Origin of the sequence: Streptomyces sp. NPDC088553, from assembly GCF_044752965.1 — a bacterium.
In the GTDB taxonomy this organism is placed as follows: domain Bacteria; phylum Actinomycetota; class Actinomycetes; order Streptomycetales; family Streptomycetaceae; genus Streptomyces.
Genome location: NZ_JBIVMG010000001.1, coordinates 234532 through 252563, shown reverse-complemented (window position 1 = coordinate 252563; position 18032 = coordinate 234532). Strand labels below are relative to the sequence as shown.

14 protein-coding genes are annotated in these 18032 nt (G+C 72.5%); 5 read left to right on the top strand and 9 right to left on the bottom strand.

Translation table 11 applies throughout. The features are described from left to right. Positions 1 to 217 precede the first annotated feature (217 nt). Positions 218 to 652, top strand: a complete 435-nt coding sequence (locus ACIP8Z_RS01215; protein ID WP_402077185.1) for an SSI family serine proteinase inhibitor — start codon at positions 218 to 220, stop codon at positions 650 to 652. A gap of 112 nt (positions 653 to 764) precedes the next feature. Here the strand turns inward: ACIP8Z_RS01215 and ACIP8Z_RS01210 are convergent, their stop codons facing one another. Next, positions 765 to 1562 (bottom strand): GNAT family N-acetyltransferase, encoded by a 798-nt coding sequence (locus tag ACIP8Z_RS01210; RefSeq protein ID WP_402078847.1) that lies wholly within the window; start codon positions 1560 to 1562, stop codon positions 765 to 767. A gap of 303 nt (positions 1563 to 1865) precedes the next feature. Here ACIP8Z_RS01210 and ACIP8Z_RS01205 point away from each other — a divergent pair, with 303 nt between their 5' ends. Continuing rightward, positions 1866 to 2810, top strand: coding sequence for an ABC transporter permease (locus tag ACIP8Z_RS01205; RefSeq protein ID WP_402077182.1), 945 nt, complete (start codon positions 1866 to 1868; stop codon positions 2808 to 2810). A 58-nt stretch (positions 2811 to 2868) separates the two neighbouring features. On the opposite strand, the gene ACIP8Z_RS01200 is transcribed toward ACIP8Z_RS01205, so the two are convergent. From ACIP8Z_RS01200 to ACIP8Z_RS01175, 6 genes are all read right to left on the bottom strand, one after another. Then, positions 2869 to 3726, bottom strand: a complete 858-nt coding sequence (locus tag ACIP8Z_RS01200) for a maleylpyruvate isomerase N-terminal domain-containing protein (RefSeq protein WP_402077181.1) — start codon at positions 3724 to 3726, stop codon at positions 2869 to 2871. A gap of 452 nt (positions 3727 to 4178) precedes the next feature. Then, positions 4179 to 5342, bottom strand: coding sequence for an oxygenase MpaB family protein (locus ACIP8Z_RS01195; protein ID WP_402077179.1), 1164 nt, complete (start codon positions 5340 to 5342; stop codon positions 4179 to 4181). Positions 5343 to 5455: 113 nt separating this feature from the next. Beyond that, positions 5456 to 6508: a polyprenyl synthetase family protein gene (locus tag ACIP8Z_RS01190; protein WP_402077177.1), complete on the bottom strand. Its 1053-nt coding sequence runs from the start codon at positions 6506 to 6508 to the stop codon at positions 5456 to 5458. Continuing rightward, the gene (locus ACIP8Z_RS01185; protein ID WP_402077174.1) at positions 6501 to 6779 is read right to left on the bottom strand and encodes a polyprenyl synthetase; all 279 of its coding nucleotides are present in this window, start codon (positions 6777 to 6779) and stop codon (positions 6501 to 6503) included. The genes ACIP8Z_RS01190 and ACIP8Z_RS01185 overlap by 8 nt, the downstream gene beginning before the upstream one ends. 145 nt (positions 6780 to 6924) lie before the next feature. Then, entirely contained in the window at positions 6925 to 8964 is a 2040-nt protein-coding gene (locus tag ACIP8Z_RS01180; protein WP_402077171.1) for a PE-PGRS family protein, read from the bottom strand. A 333-nt stretch (positions 8965 to 9297) separates the two neighbouring features. Further along, positions 9298 to 12114, bottom strand: coding sequence for a hypothetical protein (locus ACIP8Z_RS01175; protein ID WP_402077169.1), 2817 nt, complete (start codon positions 12112 to 12114; stop codon positions 9298 to 9300). A 401-nt stretch (positions 12115 to 12515) separates the two neighbouring features. Here ACIP8Z_RS01175 and ACIP8Z_RS01170 point away from each other — a divergent pair, with 401 nt between their 5' ends. Then, a complete protein-coding gene (locus ACIP8Z_RS01170; RefSeq protein WP_402077166.1) occupies positions 12516 to 13568 on the top strand; it encodes a metallophosphoesterase family protein in 1053 nt (350 codons plus the stop codon). A gap of 86 nt (positions 13569 to 13654) precedes the next feature. After that, a complete protein-coding gene (locus ACIP8Z_RS01165) occupies positions 13655 to 14308 on the top strand; it encodes a class I SAM-dependent DNA methyltransferase (protein WP_402077163.1) in 654 nt (217 codons plus the stop codon). A 26-nt stretch (positions 14309 to 14334) separates the two neighbouring features. Here ACIP8Z_RS01165 and ACIP8Z_RS01160 read toward each other — a convergent pair whose 3' ends face one another. Next, the gene (locus tag ACIP8Z_RS01160) at positions 14335 to 14637 is read right to left on the bottom strand and encodes a hypothetical protein (RefSeq protein WP_402077161.1); all 303 of its coding nucleotides are present in this window, start codon (positions 14635 to 14637) and stop codon (positions 14335 to 14337) included. A gap of 480 nt (positions 14638 to 15117) precedes the next feature. After that, entirely contained in the window at positions 15118 to 15942 is an 825-nt protein-coding gene (locus ACIP8Z_RS01155) for an alpha/beta fold hydrolase (RefSeq protein ID WP_402077159.1), read from the bottom strand. An 801-nt stretch (positions 15943 to 16743) separates the two neighbouring features. Here ACIP8Z_RS01155 and ACIP8Z_RS01150 point away from each other — a divergent pair. Continuing rightward, entirely contained in the window at positions 16744 to 17802 is a 1059-nt protein-coding gene (locus tag ACIP8Z_RS01150) for a peptidoglycan-binding protein (RefSeq protein ID WP_402077157.1), read from the top strand. Positions 17803 to 18032: the final 230 nt, after the last annotated feature.

Genomic DNA, 18032 nt, shown 5'->3' with positions numbered 1-18032 from the left:
GAGTACCCACGGTCCTTGGAGATCGGGGCCTGATGCCCGGTGCGCCGGCGTGGCGGAAGGGCCGGTGGGCCATCGGGGTTGATCAGGGTCCGTGAGGCGGCTCCGGCAGCCGCCGCGGCGTGACCTCTCCGGGCGCACCGGGGTTGGGGCGGAGGAAGTGCTTCCGTACACCGCCCCGCCCAGCACCCCGCCGACCGTGACCCTCCTGGAGTCGTCCATGCCGCGTTTGACAGGCCTTGCGTTCGCCCTGGCCCTGGCCGCCCTCTCCACCTGTTCCACTGCCTCGGTCTCGTCCGCCGCCGCAGTAGCGCGAGCCCCCCTCGACCACCTCACCCTGACGGTGGCCGACAGCGGCGACCCGGCCGCCGACGGCACGTATGAGCTCGTCTGCCACCCGGCGGGCGGCACTCATCCCTCACCGCAGGCGGCCTGTGAGAGGCTCGACGAGCTGACCACGTGGGGCACCGACCCCTTCGCGCCCGTGCCGCCGGACTCCATGTGCACGATGCAGTACGGAGGACCGGCCACGGCCCACGTCACGGGCACCTGGGCGGGCCGGCCGGTGGACGCGAGCTTCAACCGGGCCGACGGCTGCGAGGTCGCCCGCTGGGACGACTTCGTGCCTGTACTGCCCACGACGAACGGGGCCTGACAGCGCTCGCGTCGAGCCCTCCAAGCCCCAGCGGTCCCTCATCGTCACCGCAGGTCAGAGGGTTCGGCCGCAGCCAGTTCAAGCCGCTTGAGGTGGACAGGGGCCGAGCGGCTCACCCGCGTGCGCCGCCGGGCGCGTCCACCTCCCACCGGACGCTCAGCTGACTGCCCAGCTCCCGGAACCCGAGCGCCCGCGCGACCCGTCGAGAGGCCGGCGGCCGGGCCCGCCACTGGGGGAGCAGGCCCGCCGCCAGCGCGTGCGCCACGGCGGCGGAGCCCGCGTGGCGGGCGAGTCGGCGCCCCCGCCACCGCGGATGCGTCAGCACACAGACGTGCGCGGTCTCGGCGGGCCAGGCGCGGTATCCCGCCGAGGCCACCACCTCCGTCCCTTCGCGCACGACGAACGCGGGAGAGGTGATCTCCTCCATACCGCTCTCCGCCACGTCCGCCGGCTCGGCCGAGCGCAACAGCCCCTGAACGTCGGGATGGCCGGAGGCCAGGTGCTCGACAGCGCCGTGCGGGTGAGCGGGAGCGGGACGGAAGTCGGCGCCGGAGAGGTACGCCAAACTCGCCGGACCAAGCACATCCGACACCGGCAGCACGGACCGAACCGTCTCCGGCCGGGTGAGAGAGCCGACCGGCACCGAAGCGAGCGCGCGGCGCAGCACCAGGGCGGCGCTCTCCGTGGGCGCGGTGGCGATCGCCGCGTCGCCCAGGACCACGATCCCGGCCCAGGAGGGCGGGCACAGTGCCGAGGTCGGTGAAACGACCACGGCGGGAACAACGGGACCAGCGGGGCCGGCGGGTCCACCCAGCCCACCCGGTCCACCGGACGACGCAAACGACACCGGCGCGCCGGCCAGCGTCTCCCACAGCCCACGGGCGCGGATCAGCAACGGATCGTCAGTCATGTCATCGGACAGGTAGGCAGCCATGCCGTGATCCTTTCACCGGCGGGGGAGGAGTTGGCCCGGTTGGGGCGGCGGGCCCCGGATCGCACCGGCCGGGCCCCGCAACCGCCGACCTCGTCAGACAACTCGCCTACTCCAGCGGGATCTTCGCCTCGGGCACGGCCTCGGCAGCAGCCACCGCCGTCCCGACAACCTCGCCCGCATCTGCACCTCGGACGACTTCTCCGGTACGAACGTGGGGCGGCGTGCGGCACGGGCACTCCTCCGTAGCGGACTTCTGTCATGCGGAAACCGACTTCTGCTGTGCGCGCCACTACGGAGAGCCCCGATGAACCCGACCCCGAAGCCGAAGCCGATGGCTGTGCCGACCACGACCCCGACCCCGCCCCTGATGTCGACGTCGACGCTGGGGCCGACGCCACTCCCCCTGCGACGAGCGCGGCCACGGAGCCCCGCCCCCGCTTCCTCGACCTCCTCGCCTCCGAGTGGATCAAACTCCGGTCGCTCCGCTCGACCTGGATCGCCCACGGCGCTGCGGCACTTGCCGTGATCGCCTTCAACGTGGGTACCGCGTACGACACGTACAAGTACTGGACCGAGGAGAACGCGGGGGACCGGGCCGACTTCATCCGGGACGGCATTCCCCTGCAGATCGCGTTCACCGGGAACGCGGCCATGGTGATGGTGATCGCGCTCGGGGCCGTCGGCGCTGTCGCGATGGTGGGGGAGTACAGCACGGGCGCCACCCGTACGACCTTCGCGGCCGTTCCCGCCCGCGGCTCGGTGATGGCGGCCAAGGCCCTCGTCGGCACGGCCGTCGCGACCCTCTTCGGCGCGCTGGTCGCGGGAGCCTCGTTCGTCCTCACCCAGGCGATCCTCGACGGCCGGGGCTTGGGAGTGTCGTTCGGCGACTCGGGTGCCCAGCGCGTGGTGCTCGCCTCGGCGCTGCTCGCGCCGGTGTGCGCGCTGGCGGGGCCGGCGATCGGAACCGTCATCCGGCACACGGCGGTGACCATGATCACGACGGTCGCGGTCGTCCTCGTCCTGCCCAACGTCCTCACCGACGGCCGCTATTGGTCGGCGCTCACGAGCCACGCCCTGCCCTTCCGTGCATGGATCCGACTCACGGACGTCGGAGCGCCCCCCGTCCGACTTCCCGTGGAGCACGGGGCCTGGACGGTCTACGCGGCGTGGGCGCTGGGCGCGGTGGCGCTGGCAGTGGCGGGCGTGCGGCGGCGCGACCTCTGAGAAGCCGTCGAGACGCTGACCACCGGCATGAACGCGAACCCCGTCGAGCGCCCTCGGATCACGGACTGCCGATGAGCTCGCCGAGCCGCATCGCGAGCCACGGCTTGCGGCCGCCGGCCCGCATCCGACCGTACGTGATCGCCTTCCAGACGGGCATGCGGCGGAAGGAGACCAGCAGGAACGCCACCGGTTCCGCCGTGATCCGGCAGTCGTACGCGCGGGGCGGGGCGTCTCGGGTCACGGTCGCCGCCCTGTTCTCGACGACGACCGCGAGCCGGGGCCCGCCCTTGATCACCAGGTCGAACGCGAGGCTGACGCCCCGCGCCTTCTCCGCGTCCAGGCCCAGCGGCATCATCGTCGGCATCGACTGGCCGAGCACGAGGCTCGCCTCGTCGGGGCCGATGGGCCAGGGGAGTCCGGCGCCGCGGGCGATGTCCAGGCCGTGTACGAGACTCTCGCTGAGCATCAGACCGGTCGCGGCCGCCAGCGTGAGGGACGGCTTCAACCCGAGCCAGGGGGCATCGACGGGGGTGTCGGGCGGGAGCCCCTCGGTGACGCGCAGGAACATCTCGCTCCGCTCGGCGATGAACTCGCCGATACGGGTGCGCTCCTCGCCTCCGAAGAGGCCTATGGACGTGGCGTTCACGGCCGCGATCCGCTCGCCGAACGAGCCGCCGCCCGCCGGGAGGAGGGCGTCCCACTCCACGGCCTCGTCGGTGAAGCCGGCGGAGTAGGCGAAGTGCACACCCGCGAGGTGTGCGCCGACGTCCCCCACGGTCCACACGGGCACCCCGGAGGCGGCTTCCAGATCCGGAACGTCCCGCAGGAGCTGAACCAGGCGCAGGATGACGGCCCTCAGCGCGGCACGGGTCCTCTCATGCTCGGCGACGGCGTCGAACCTCGTGACGGTGCCCATACAACTCCCCCAAGTCGCCTGCCGGTGAGGAAGGTTACCGGAGGGTAGAGGGTTTTGCCGCAGCGCGGCGGCGCCAGCGGCTGTGACGTCCCTCGGGCCGATTGCCGAAGACAGGGGCTCTCCCGCGGCAGGATCCAGAATAAGCGACCCCTGCCGGAAGCGCTGGGAGTCACGGACGAACGCGGAGACCTCACGGGCCTCGCCGGCGTTCCACGCGGCGACGTCAGCCTCGGCGCGATGTCGAACGCCTCCCGGGACCTGCTCGACGAGACGACTCGGATGCCGGAGCAGATCCGTGAAGAACTGCGTCCCGGCCGCCGGTCCGGCCGCCGGTTGTGCCTTTCGCGCCGCCATTGCCCCCTGTATCGCGGTCGTATCCAGGGTGGCGGGACCGTTCCCCGCCCGCCCCGGGCATCTCCCGTCACCGCAGGGATGCCCCGGGGCGGGGCGGCTCATGGTGTGAGCGTGGCCGCCGGTGGGGTCCAGCGGCGGGTGCGGGGCGGTGCGTCGGGGACGCCGTACTCCTTTCTGAGGTGTTCGGGGATGGCGTAGTGCATGACGCGCCCCCGCGTGAGCGAGGACAGCTCGAAGACCGTCGTGAGGTGCCCGAGCCGGTCGAGGGCCCAGGCGCCGAGCGGTGAGCGGTCCTCGATCGTCTCCAGTACGCCCAGCAGGTGGGGCACGGCCTTGACCACCGTGTCCCACGGCGTGCTGGGGACCTCTAGCCAGTCCGCGCTCGTGTCGCCGATGAGGTACCGGACCAGAGCCGCCACGACCGGGTCGAGCAGCGTTCCGGGCACGATGTCCTCGTAGAGCTGGATGAGCTGCCGGGTCAGGTGGGCGCCCTCCGGGGACGGCCCCATGTACCGGATCATGTACTGGTCGAGGAACCGGCGCGCCTCGTCGAGGGACTTGGGGACGGCGTCCTGGTCGACGCCGAGCATCCCGCCGACGACACGCCAGGCGTAGTAGTACGCCTCCGCGCCCTCCTGCGACATGTGGATTCCGAGGCGGTGCAGGCTGTCGAGGACGAGCATGGAGAAGAACATCTGCCCGCCGATCATGTCCTCCTGGCAGATCGGCACCCCCAGCGTCCCGGCGTCCCAGCGGTCCTCGCGCGTGAGGTGATGCCGGATGGAGGCGTGGAGCAGACGGACCTTCTGCGCGGCGGGGATGAAACGGCTGCCCGCCTCGAAGGCATCGGGCTGCATCAGATGGACGGTGAACTGGCCGGTCGCCGCCATCCGCGTCGAGGGGTAGTCGAGACCGTGGGTCGTCGACAGCAGCTTCGCCACGTGGGGGACGAGGTAGCAGGCGGGCATGGAGGCGAAGGACAGCGCCGTGGCGATGTGCACGTTGTTGTCGATGAAGAACAGCCGGGCCCGCTCCATCTCGTCCCAGTCCACCCAGGCCGGCGGCGCGCTCGTGGCCGCCAGATACTCCCTGGCGACATCGGGCAACCCGTCTGGAACGGGCGCGCCGGCTGTGGAGAAGAAGCGCATCAAGGTGTTGAAGGTGCCCATCTCGCCGCGCTCGAAGAGAGCGGCGACCGTGGCGTCGGCGAGCTCGTCGCCACTCCGCCGGAGGGCGTTCATCGATGTCTCGTTGTGGAGCATGGGGGACTCCCTTGTGTCTGTGTCCGGAGAGGTGAGGGGAAGTCGGTCCGGGGTGGTCCCGGGCGGTTCGGGCCTGCACGGCTCCGACCCGCGTCAGGGCACGCGGGCCCAGGTCAGGACATGCGGACCGCAGCCGAATGCGCCAAGCCGGTCAAGGCATGGGCCGCAGGCGCCGGTACGTCCAGGTCATCCAGCGCGCCGAGCGCCTCCTCGACCCTGGCGGCGATCATGCTCTCGACCCGGTCAGGCGCCTTGAGCCGCCGCATCACCCCGCGTACGGCCTCCAGACCGTCCCCGTCGAGGTCCTGTCGCCCCAGCAGGGCGCGCAGCCGCTCGCGCTCGTCCGCACCGGCGATGCGCCACGTCTCCGCGAGGAGCGCGGTGGGCCGATGGCCGCGTACGTCGTCGGCGTTGGCCTTGCCGGTGCGCCGCGTGTCGCCGAACAGGCCGAGCAGGTCGTCCCTGAGCTGGAAGGCCTCGCCCAGCGGCAGCCCGTACGCGCTGTACCCCTCGCGCAGCCGGTCGCCCGCCCCGGCCAGTGCGCCGCCGATCAAGAGGGGCTGCTCCACCGTGTACTTGGCGGTCTTGTAGCGGATCACCTTCAGCGACGCCGCCGTGTCCGGGGTGACGCCGGTGTGGAGGATCTCCAGACACTCACCGGCGATGAGATCGCGGGCCAGCGCCGCCCAGAGCGGACGGGCCCGGCCGAGGTAGGCGGCGGGCAGGCCGCTGGTGGCGAACAGCTGCCCGGCGAGCGACATGAGCAGATCCCCGACGAGCATCGCGAGGGACCGGGCGGCATCCGTGGCCCGCGGGTGGTGCCGTACGAGACCCCCGAGGGCCACGTGGGCGGTGGGACGCCCGTGCCGCAGTGGACTGTCGTCGATGAGGTCGTCGTGCACGACGGCGGCCGCGTGCACCAGCTCCATGGAGGCCGCCGCCCGCACCAACGCGTCGCTGTCCGGCTGCCGGGCCGCCCGCCAGCCCCAGTAACAGAACGCCGCCCGTAACCTCTTCCCGACCGCGACCGACGTCTCAAGCTGCTCGGCCACCGGACCGAGTGCCGGGTCGACCGCCGCCAGCAGGTCGGCCTCGTCGGCGACGAAGTCGTGCAGGACCTCGTCGACACGCGCCTTGAACGCCGCCGAATCCCACCCCTCAGCCACGCTCGCCCGCCCGCCGGGCCAGGGCGTGCCGGGCGAGAATCTCCAGATGCGCCGGGGGCGCGGACGCGTAGCGGTCCAGTACGAGGCGCCCACGCGCGGTCAGATCCCGCTCGGCCTCCGAGACCAGCTCCGCCGCGTCCGAGCGCCGAGCCAGCCCCCGTACGACTCCGACTGCGGAGCCCAGCGTGCCCACGGCCACATCGGCCAGCCCGGCGACCAGCAGCACCGCCTGCTCACCGGGACTTCCGCGGCGCCTCGCTTCCCGCGTCATGACGTCTTCCCTCCACAGCGCACCGATACGGCGGCGCAGGTCACGCGCCGCGAATGCCAGCGTCGCGGGGTGGTGGGCACGAGCGACCGGAAACTCACGAACGAGTGATCGTTCCGATGGAGCGTACGGATCACGGACGACAGGCTCACCGTCCCGGGGCGGAGGCCTCGGCGTCACCCCCGGGCGCACCCTCGGCCCGAAGTAGCCGCAGCAGCTGGATCATCCGCGCGATGACCGGTTCGGGCAGCCCCGGGTTCTGGGCAGCCGCGTACGCGGTGTCGCTGTTGCGCAGCAAAGGGATCAGGGTCCGCGCCGGCAGCCGCGGGTGCTTGGCCGCCGCACGCCGCACCCGCTCGTACGGGTCGTCGAGCAGCCGCACCGCAGACGCCGGCGTCAGCCGGGCGTCGGTCGCGGCCCGCAAGCGGACCTCCTCGTGGCTGTCCCGGCTGAAGCGCTCGACGAGCTCGACGGTCGACTCCGGGTCGTCCAGGGCGAGTTGCCGCATCCGAGGGTCGGGGTCATCGGCGTGACGGACCAAGTCGCGGCGGGGGAAGTTCGGATGGCCGTGGGGACGGTCCGGTGTGCTGAGACTGCCGTTCCACCACTGCCACACCCGCAGCAGCATCTCGGCGGGTGCGTCGTCGCACGACTCGGCGAGGAAGAGCTGCACGACACGGTCCTCGTCGCGCGCGAGCGACTCGACGACGTCCGGCGGCAGGCGCCTGGCCCGCGCGACGCTTCTGCGTACGAGGGGGTGCGAGGAGGCGCCCAGGCGCCGCATGGCCTCGGGGTCCTCGTGGAGCGCCGTGACCCAGTCGAGCGCGCGGGTGCGGATGTGCGGATCGAAGTCGATGACGATTCCCGCCCGTTGCTCCTCGGTGAGATCGGGACGCGTGGAGACCGCGTACCGGACGCTGTCGTCGGGGTCCCGGGCGAGTAGGGCGACCAGGTCACTGTCCAGCCACGGGTTGGCCGCGAGGGCGTGGCGCCGGTCGGGATCGCCGTGGTGGGCCACATGCACGGCGAGGTCGCGCTCGAGCCGACAGGTCCTCACCGCGTCGCTCGTCTCCAGTCCCTCGGAGTCGTGGACGGACCGGGACAGCGGCTGTTCCTGGTGGTGGCGGAGGCGCGCCGCGACGCGGACCTTGCCGTCGGGGTCGTCGAGAAGCGCGCGCCGGAGCGGGCTGTCCAGCTGCGGCCAGGCCGTCCCACGGCACGCCGAGGCGCGCACGGCGGGATCGACGTCGCGGGCCAGCACCGCCAGCAGGTGAGCGGGCAGGCCGGTCAGCCGGGCTGCCTCTTCTCGTGTCCTCGCGGACGGGTCCGCGGTGAGCTGTGCGTACGCGGTGTCGCCGAGTTCGGCGCGCCGGTCCACCGCGAGCTGCGTCAGGAGCCACCGCCGCCGGGCATCCTGCTCGCCGAGGATCAGGCGCGTCCACTGCTCGGCCGTGATGTTCGGCTGGACCTCGGCCAGCAGGCCGCGCACCTGCCACTCGGGGTGGACCACCGCGGCCGCGACGACCGACGCCGGGAGTGGACGCCACAGCAGGTGGTGGGTCAGGCCCAGCAGGCCCGCGCGAAGGTCATCGGAGGTGGCGGGGTTGTGCGCCAGCCCGTGCGCCCACTCGTCACGCACGCGTATCGAAGGCCCTGGCCTGCGGAACAACCACTCCCATGCGGCCGTCCGTTGCTCAGCGGTCTCCTCGGCATCGGCGCGCGCCTCCGCTTCCCGCCGCTCCCTGAAGCGGTCCACGGCGACGAGCCAGACGTCGTACTCCTCGGTGGTCGCCCCGAGCAGAGCGTCGCCATCCGTGGAGAGCGTGACGAACTCGGGCCGGCCGGGCCGCTCACCGAGGACTCCGGCGAGGTCCCACCGGTCGGTGAGCCGCACTCGCGTCCAGCGCGTGCGCGCGGCGCCCGACCCGCTGCCGGCGACGTGGATGAGGAACGCGCCGTCCGCGCCGATGATCCCGTGTTCGATCGCCAGCCGGTGCCACTGCCTGTTGAGCTCGGCGACCAGCTCCGGCGTGTCCGTCCGTACGGCCACGGTCGGCGTGGTGTTGCCCGAGATGACCGGGCGCCATGCCGCCCACGGCCTCATGACCTCCTCGACCCGATCTCCCTCCACGACGTCCAGCCCGGCCCGCCGCAGCCGCTCCACGAGCTTCTCCCGCTCACCTGTCATGGTCACTCATCCTGCCCGAGCCGATTCCTCGTCCACCGAGCGGCTTCCGACCCGCCGCCGGGCTCCCACCAATGATCGAGCACCACGGCTGGATCACGATCCACGAGAGCCCCGGAGACGACGACGAGGACCCACGGTACGAGCGGGTGCTGAGGGCCGGCCCGCGGAAGCGTGACGGAGCACACCGAGGCGCCGCTGTCTCCGTGCCTCCCGGCAGTCGAGGACGAAGCCGGCCGAGCTTCCGCGCCGGAGCGGAACGAAAGGCGGACACCGACCCGGGAAGGGAATCGGTGTCCGCCTGCTTCACATCGGAGGACGTCGGATCACGTCATGTCACATCGCGTCCCGCACGGTCCCCACGAACTCGGGCCCCGGGACGGGCTCCCAGGCGTCGTCGTAGGTGGTCAGCTGAGCCCGCAGCGACTCCTCCGGCTCGCTCACGTCGTCCTTCACCGTGGGCACGCTCACCTCGGCGGTCGTCGCCCCGGCCGGGACGGAGACGGGCAGGTCCAGGCCGCCGAACGCGATCTGGGAGAGGGGCGTGGCCGTGGCCGGCACCTCCCCGAGCAGTTCCTTCAGCCAGGCCTGGTCGACGTCCGCCGTGGTCAGCTCCGTACCGCCGGCCGGCGGCAGGAAGGAGACGTGGCCGCTGATCTCGGCGTCGGCCGGCTCGGACAGCGTCACCCGCCAGGTCAGCGCGGAGCCCTCGGTCACCGCGTCGGCGACGGGCGTCACGGTCACCTCGGGCATGGGGTCGTCGTTCCGCACGGTCACTCCGCCGCGGTGGGCGCCGATCGCCGTGCCGCGGACCGCCTTGACGAAGGCGTCGTGCGTGAGGTCGTAGCCGAAGCGGTCGTTGCCCCGTACCTCGACCGGTACGTCGATGTCATGACGTCCCGGCCGTACCGTCACCGTGCGGGAGGTGAGCTCGCCCGTGGCCGGATCGGGGACGAACAGCCGGACCTGGCCGCTGCCCTGACCGGACACCCGTACCGGCACCCGGTAGGTCCGGACGCCGGAATCGCCTTCCGCGACCGTCAGGCGTCCGACGTCGACACGCGCCAGCGCGGCCGGACGCACGGCCGGGGTGCCGGGGCGCCAGCCCCACGCGTCCATCAGCCACGCACGACCGGCTGGGGTGCGCGGGGTCAGCTCAAGAGCCGTGATCCGCTTCAGATCGAGGCCGGACCGGGCGGCGGCGGACAGCGGTACGCGGACCTCGCGCGCCCAGTAGGAGGCGGTCCGCTCGCTGCCCGGGAGGCCGTCGACGCGGGTACGGCCCAGGTGCGCGCGGCGCCCCGAGGCGTCGGTCACGGCGACGTCCAGCTCGGTGCCCGTGCTGTTGGGCGGGACGATCACCCGAAGGGCGAGAGCGCCGGAGCCGATCAGCGAGACCGGCCGTGCCGAGCGCACCGCGACCGGGGTTCCGGGACGCGACCATTCCATGGCGACGGCGTCCCGGCCCGGTTCGGGCGAGGCCTCCCAGTACGCGAAGTGCGGTGACGTACCGCCCGCGTCGGGGGACAGGCACGCGCGGCCGGCGTCGGGGTCGATCTGGGCGCAGAGCCTGCCACCGCCGGACACGGTGAGCGCGGAGGAGCCCGGCACGAAGGCCGGCGTACGGTTCGCGCCGACGGCGTGGCTCAGGGCGCGGACCGGGTCGGCCGAGGGTGCGCGGCGGCCGGTGCCGTCGAGGAGCGGACGGACCCGGTCGTCACCGGAGACGAACAGCCGGGCGGCCGCGGCGATGTAGGTGGCGCCGGCGGCCTGCTGCCGCTCGGCGGTGAGACGGGCCCTCGTACCGGGGGAGCAGACCGGGTCGGGCTGCTCGTCGGACCAGAAGTCGTCGAAGGCCGGTGCCTGCGCCTGGCCCGGGGTCCACTCGCTGTTGAAGAAGTTGTGGTTGGCGCCGACCATGTAGACCGCGCTGTGCAGAGCGGCGCCACGGCTGACACCGCGCGTTCCGTCGACGAAGTTCTGGCCCTGGAGGTCGGACACGTCGCCGTCGCAGCCCGGCAGGATGGTCATGGAGGGCACGTCGGGCACGGGGTTGTTGCCGAAGATGGTGGGTCCGATCGGCACGGTGCCGAGGATCTTCCACCGTACGGGGCCCCGGTAGCCGTCCTGGTCGGCGGGCGGCGGGGTGAGGGTGTCGAGCGCGGCCCGGTTGACGCCCTCGCCGCCCCGGGAGTGGCCGACGAGCAGGACCCGTGACAGGTCCGCGGCGGAGGACCGGCGTACGGCTGCCGGGGCGGATGCCCGGTCGGCGGACCAGTCGGCCCAGCGTGCCAGGTGCTGCCGTATGAGCGACGAGCGGGCCTGGGCGCCGCCGTCCTCCGCACGGAAGTCCTGGCCGTTGATGCCGTTGGCGGATATGGACAGGGTCACGTATCCCTGGGAGGCCAGGAGCCGCTGGGCCCGCAGATAGCCCTGGTGGCTCGGTATCGGCTTCGAACCGGCGGCGCAGGGCCAGTCGCCGGTCACGTCCTCGGCCCCGGGGGTGTAGCAGGTGCCGTGGCGGCCGTGCAGGAAGAGGGCCACGGGCCGCTTCCCCGGTGCACCGGCCGGTCCGACGACCGTGGCACGCATCTCGACGGGCTCGGGTAACCCGGGCAGCCGCACGGACTTCAGGTCGTACTCGCCGCTGACGGTGCGGTAGCGACCCGGCACTCCGGGGTCCACCCCGTTCGCGGGAAGAGGGGCGCCCGGCGGCGCGGTCGGGGCGGAAGGATCGGAGGGGGCGAGGCGCGTGGAGCGGGCGGGACCGGCCGCGTCGAGCCGCCGCCCACCGGCCGTGGCCCGCAATCGGGTCCCCTCGGTGAGCTGCGCGTCCTGGAGGGGCAGCCGGAAGGACCGGCCGTCCCGCGCGGCCACCGGGTGACCGAGAAGCCGGTCGCCGGCGTGGAACGCGACGCGGGAGTCGCCCATGGGGACGGGTTCGGGCGACGTCCAGACCAGCTGCCGATGTGCCCCGGCGCCGGAAACCTGCCAGCCCTCGGGCAGGTCGAGATTGCCGAGCCGGCTGCTGGGGGCGGTGGCCGAGGGTGCCCCGGGAGAGGGTGACGACTGTGCGAACGCCGCCCCGGGTGACACCGAGGCCAGCGCGAGTAACGCTGCGGCGGTGGCCGCGCCGCGTGTAGCACGTATCAAGACGGACTTCCTCACGATCGGTCCTGTGGGGTACGGGGGAGGCGTGTGAAGCGCGCCGGGACTCGGATCTCGTGGATGTCCCCGGACGCACGGCCCTCCCCGGCCCCCTCTCTCGCCTTCGGAGGATGACAACGACGGCGTGTGGGTTGCCTGGTGGCGTGAACGGGGCGCCAGGAGGCGCGTCCTCGCCTCGGGGAGAGGCTTGTGCCAAGGCTGTCCCGTAGGAATGCGTTCGCATGACAGACATCCTGGGGTCGGACAACAGGCCGGTCAGGTTGCGTATGCATAACGGGTCTGGTTCGAAGAGCGGTGCCCGGGGCGCGAATACGCGAGTACGGGCGGACGGGCGCGTCGGAAGGCGCTCTCGCCGGTGGCCACCGCCTGTCCGAGAGGAACTCTCCGTGGATCGCAGGTCTCTGCTCACCGTCGCGACAGGGGCGGTGGGCGCGCTCGCCGCCTCCCGGATACCGGCGAGCGCGGCCGGCCCGGCGCACTCCGGTCCGGCGGCACGGTCCGGTCCGGCGCACGCGGGCTCGGGGCGCCCGGTCGCCACCTTCAACGTCATCAGCGACATCCAGGGTGACCTCCGGGACCTCGGTGTCGCCCTGGAGGACATGAACCGGACCAACCCCGGGAGTTCGGGCCTCGCCGTGGCCGGCGACATCACCCCGCGCGGGTACGACGCCGAGTACGCGGCGGTCAGTTCCGAGGTCGCCCGCCACACCCACGCGGGTACGGTCGCCTGGGCCATCGGCAACCACGAGTTCTACGTCCCCAAGTGGCGCGACCCGTCGACCCTCGCGCAGGACACCTGGCCCAACGGCACGACCGAGGACTCGCTGTTCCGGAGCTTCTTCACCTTCGCGGGCCGCAACACGGTGTACGCGGAGCACTCGTTCGGCGGCGTTCCGGTGCTGAGCCTCGGCACCGAGAAGTACATGCACTACCACGACCCGAAGCTGTGGGACGAGGTGTGGCTGAGCGAGGGGCAGCTCACCTGGCTGGAGGAGCGCCTCGCGCACTGGGCGCGGCGCCGCAAGCCGGTCATGGTCATCACCCACCACCCGCTCCCGAACACGGTCTCAGGCAGCCACAACCGCCTCTACTCGCGCGACTACCTCCAGGCCGACCGTCTCCTCGGCCTCCTCGGCCGCCACAAGGACGTCTTCCTGTTCTGCGGGCACACGCACTGGGACCTCGCGCTGTCGGACTGGTACGTCCGCAGGGTCGTCCCCGGCACGGCCAACCTGGACGGCTTCTCGGTGATCAACACGGGCGCGGTGCAGACGGGCTACACGGACGACGGGAAGGGCGGAGAGGTCACGGTCCCCGGCACGTTCAACCAGGGCCTCCAGGTCGAGGTGTTCCGCGACCGCGTGGTGGTGAGGGCCCGCGACTTCGCGGCCGGCACCTGGCTCAAGCAGATCACGGTCCCCCTCTCGACCCGAATGTGACGACTGGGGAAAGGGGTTGGTCGCTGAGCGGCACCCGCGGCAGCCCGCAGTCGGCGTACGCCCCGGTCTGCGGCTACGGTCTCGGGATGACCGAACTCAAGACCTTGGGCGCGACCCGCGACGCCTATGACGCCATCGCGACCGTGTACGCGCAGCAGTTCCAGGATTCCCTGCGGGACCGGCCCCTGGAGCGCGCCATATTGGGCGCCTTCGCGGAACTGGTGCGGACGAACGGTGACGGCCACGCCGAGGTCGCGGACCTCGGCTGCGGGCCGGGCTACGTCACCGCCCACCTGCACGGATTGGGCCTGAAGGCGTTCGGTGTCGACGCCTCGCCGGTGATGGTGGAGCTCGCGCGCGAATCCCACCCCGGGCTGCGGTTCGAGGTCGGCTCGATGGCCCAGCTGGACATCGGGGACGGCGCGTTGGGCGGCGTGCTCTCGCGGTGGTCCGTCATCCACACCCCACCGCAGGACGTCCCCGTCATCGTGGCCGAGATCGCCCGGGTTCTGGCACCTGGCGGGTACCTCTTGATCGACTTCCCCGCCACAGACGGCCCGCACCTCGAGACGCAGAGCTACGACCACGCCGTGGTGACGGCCTACCGCTGGCACCCCGACCGCCTCGCCGCACTCCTGCGCGACCACGGATTGACGGAGGTGGGCCGCACGACGATCGAGCCACTGCCCACGGACCGACGGCAGTTCCAGGAGGTCGAGCTGCTCGCCCGCAAGGCGTGACCCGGCGGTGATCCGGCGGTTCCCCCTCAGGCGAGCGGCCCCAGGGTGTCCTGCGACTTGATGAGCCCCTGCTCGCTCGGGGCCCGGCCGTCGCCGGGCACCCGTGCGCTCTGCCGGGCCCGCAGATCGAGATGCGCTTCGGCGGGCTCGGCGAAGCCGTGGCGGGCGCGGGCCTCGGCGGGGGTCGGTACTTCTCCGCGGCGGGGCGGAATCCCGAGCTTCATCGGGGCGACGACCGCGACCGTGGACGGGGACTGCCGTTCCAGCGGGAGCAGCTCGATTCTGGGGCTGAGGTGCGCGAGCGCGAACGAGGCCTTCAGGACGGGCACGATGAGCACGCCGAGGGGGGCGCGACTGCCGGATGCCGGCCAGCCCGCGCATCCAGCGCGGCATGGTGGCGATCCGTAGCGCCGGCGCCACGACCAGACTCGCCGGCCTCGTCCAGCGGGGCGTAGGAGGCAGCACGAGGTCGGCGCGCAGCAGGTGGGTCATGGCCTGCCCGGCGATCGGACTGGCGGACAGCCGCGGACGCATCCGCTCGAAGTAGGCCCGCACGCCCTCACGGTCGCGCGGGACGTCGTCGGTCCTCGCCGGCCGTGGCCGCTCCGAGCTCGACCCTCAGCTGCTCGCCCACGCCTTCGTCGCCTGCGCCGAACAATTCGGCCGCACCGCGCTCACCGAACCGCGGAGGTCCACCCCGGAGCACGTGGCCCGGCAGGTGGAGATGCTGTTCCAGGCGCTCTGGCCCGCCGGATGATCCGCAGCAGCCGCTCTGGAGCGCCGCGAGATCGAGAAGGTCGCAGGTGTGGTCAGGCCAGATGCGCGAGCAACAACTCCACGAGCCGTTCGGGAGTGCGGAGCGGCAGGTAGTGGTCGGCCTCCGGGACGGTCACGCCGTGGGCGTCGGGTAGGTCGGCGACGAGACGTTCGGCGATGGCCGCGATCTCCGGGTGGTCCCGGTCGCCGTGGACGACCAGGGTCGGGACGGCGATCTCGCCCAGGCGTGATTCTGCGTCACGGTCGGGGAAGTGGGCGAAGAACGCCTCCCCGGCGATGCGGCGTTCGGCGTTGTCCGCCACCATCGTCTCGATGAGTGCTCCGCCGCTGGCCGTACGGCCCAGCGGAGCCCAGATCGAAAGCTCCAGCGCGGCCAGGGCTGCCGCGTCCCGCTCCCGGCGGGCGGTGGCATAGGCCGAGGACTGCGGGTCCTGCGGCCAGTCGTGTCCGCTGACCGACGCACCGACGAGGGCCAGCGCGCCGACCCGCCCGGGATGGGCGAGCGTGAAGTCCAGCGCCGTCTCCCCGCCCATGCTCAGCCCGACCAGCGCGGCACGGTCCAGACCGAAGTGGTCGAGGACGGCGAGCAGGTCCTCGACATCGTCGAACGGACGGCCCGGAAGGCTGGAACGCCCCAGACCGCGGGCGTCATAGCGGACGACGTCATGGTGCCGGGCCAGCTCCGGAACCACCGCGTCCCACAGGCGGGCGTCCATCCCCGCGCCGTGCAGCAGGATGACGGGGCTGCCGCTGCCGCTGCGTTCGGCCCACAGACGACCACCACCCGGCGCGGGAACGTCGACGGCGAGCGCGTCGAGCGCGTCGAGTGGGTCCGGCCTGCCCGTGTTCGATCTCATGATGTGATCATCGCAGAGCACTCAAACGAGATCCCGCACGCATGAATCGGTGTTCGTCACGCGCGAGTTCGACCGGAGGGTGCGGGAGTCGGCGACCCGCCGGCGCTCCTGGCCGGCGGGTGCTGGGCGTCGTCGATCGGTCCGTGGTGCCGCCGTGGACCCGCTATCGGGAAACACCGGATCCCGGTGTGATGGGCGGTCCACCGTACGGGTATTCCGCGCTGCCTGCCGCGGTCGCACGAGGAGGAGTCCTGTGACATCACCCTGCGACCCTCGGTACGCTCCCGCCGGCGACGTGGGGGCGGCGCTCCTGATGATCGACTCTCGACTCACGGCCATCTACGACGGCAGGACCGGGACCGACCCTGAACAGCAGCAGCTGATCGCCCGCCCTGTCCAGGACGGACCAGGACTGACGCGACGAGCGCGCGGGCACCTACTCCGGGGGCCACACGCACCCGTAAGGGGGAGTCGCCGGGCAGCCGTTGCCCCCTTGCACACCCGTCCGGGTGAATGGAGAGCGTCCCCCGCCGAGCCTCGCCCCGGCTTTCCCCGAGCCCAACGACGTACTCACCCCGGCCCCGTGGATCACGCCGAGCCGGGCCGCGGAGGCCCTGCGCCTGTGTGGGATGGCCCTGGACGACGCGATCACGCCACTACGATCGGCGCCGCTGAGGCCGATGCGTTGACGCTGCCGTCATGCAGAGTCCTGACCTGCTGATATGCCGCCATGCGCGCGGCGATGCAGGGCGGTACGGAGGCCCGGCTGTTCTGTACGACGATCGGGCGAGGGACGTGCACATGCCGCAGGAGCGGGGCGGTCAGGACCAGTCACAGGGCGCGGCGGCGCGGCTGGCGCTGCTGTTGCGTGGCTGGTGGGAGGAGAGCGGGGACTCGGCCGGTGGCACCCGGCCGACGCAGCAGGCCTTGGCGGCCAGGCTGGGCATCGACCAGACGACGCTCTCTCGTTACCTGAATCCCAGGCACCCGTCCATCGCTTCACCGAGGGTCGTCGAGGCTCTGCACGCCCAGTTACGTGCCCCGGCCGAGGAACTCGAACAGGCAAAGGCACTGTGCCGCGTCGCGCTCCGCGACAACGGCCGCCGGCCGGCCGGCGACAACGCAGGTGAGCCCCCGGCACCACTCGGTGCCGCGGACGGATCCCACGAGGCCGCCGTACCCGAAGCCGTGCCCGAAGCCGTGCCCGCAATCGGCCGCCGTCGTGCCAAGGGGCTGCGGCCGGCGCTGATCGCGGCGGCCGTCGTCGCGGCCTTCGCCGCCGGAATGGTCGTACAGGAACGGCTGACCGCCCCGGACCACGGGGCCACGACGGGAGCCGGCGCCGGTGCGGCGGGCGCGGTTGCCGCGAGCGAGGCACCATACGCCTGGCCGTTGCTGCGGATGGGCGAGGAGGACCAGTTCGCCCGTGCCCGCGCCCTGCAGTACCTGCTGAACTCGTACGGCTACGACGTGCGGGCCGACGGCTTCTTCCGGCAGGACACCCGGGACGCGGTCATGGACTTCCAGCGCCGACACGACCTGTCCGCCGACGGCAAGGTGGGCAACCAGACCTGGCCCGAGCTCGTGGTGAAGGAGGTCGGGCCAGGCTCCGGCGCCTTCGAGGTACGGGCCGTGCAGGAGCTCCTGAACAACGTGGACCAGGGCGGCACGGCGGTGTCGGGGAGGTTCACGGCGGCGACCACCGCGGACGTGAGGTACTTCCAGCGCACCCACGGCCTGCGGGCGACCGGCCGGGTGAACGTGGACACATGGCTGGCTCTGCTCGTGAAACAGCTCCCTCCCGTCAAGGCACCGGCCTACCAGCGGGCCACGGGGCCGCAGCCCACGCCTTCCGTGTGACAGACGGTGGCAACCGTGCCGCGGGGGCGCCCGCGCGTCCGTAGCTGACGAACGGTGGCCCCCGCCCAGGGACCCCCGTCCGACTCACCTGGACCGGGCGCATGCATCAGCGCATGGCCACAGGTCAAGGCCGTGCGGTACGAGGCGCATCGATGCGCCTCGGCAAGCAGCCGGGATCGGCTTCCCCTCCCGTGGCGTCCCGGCGGATGCTGCTGTCGCGGCCGGCACTC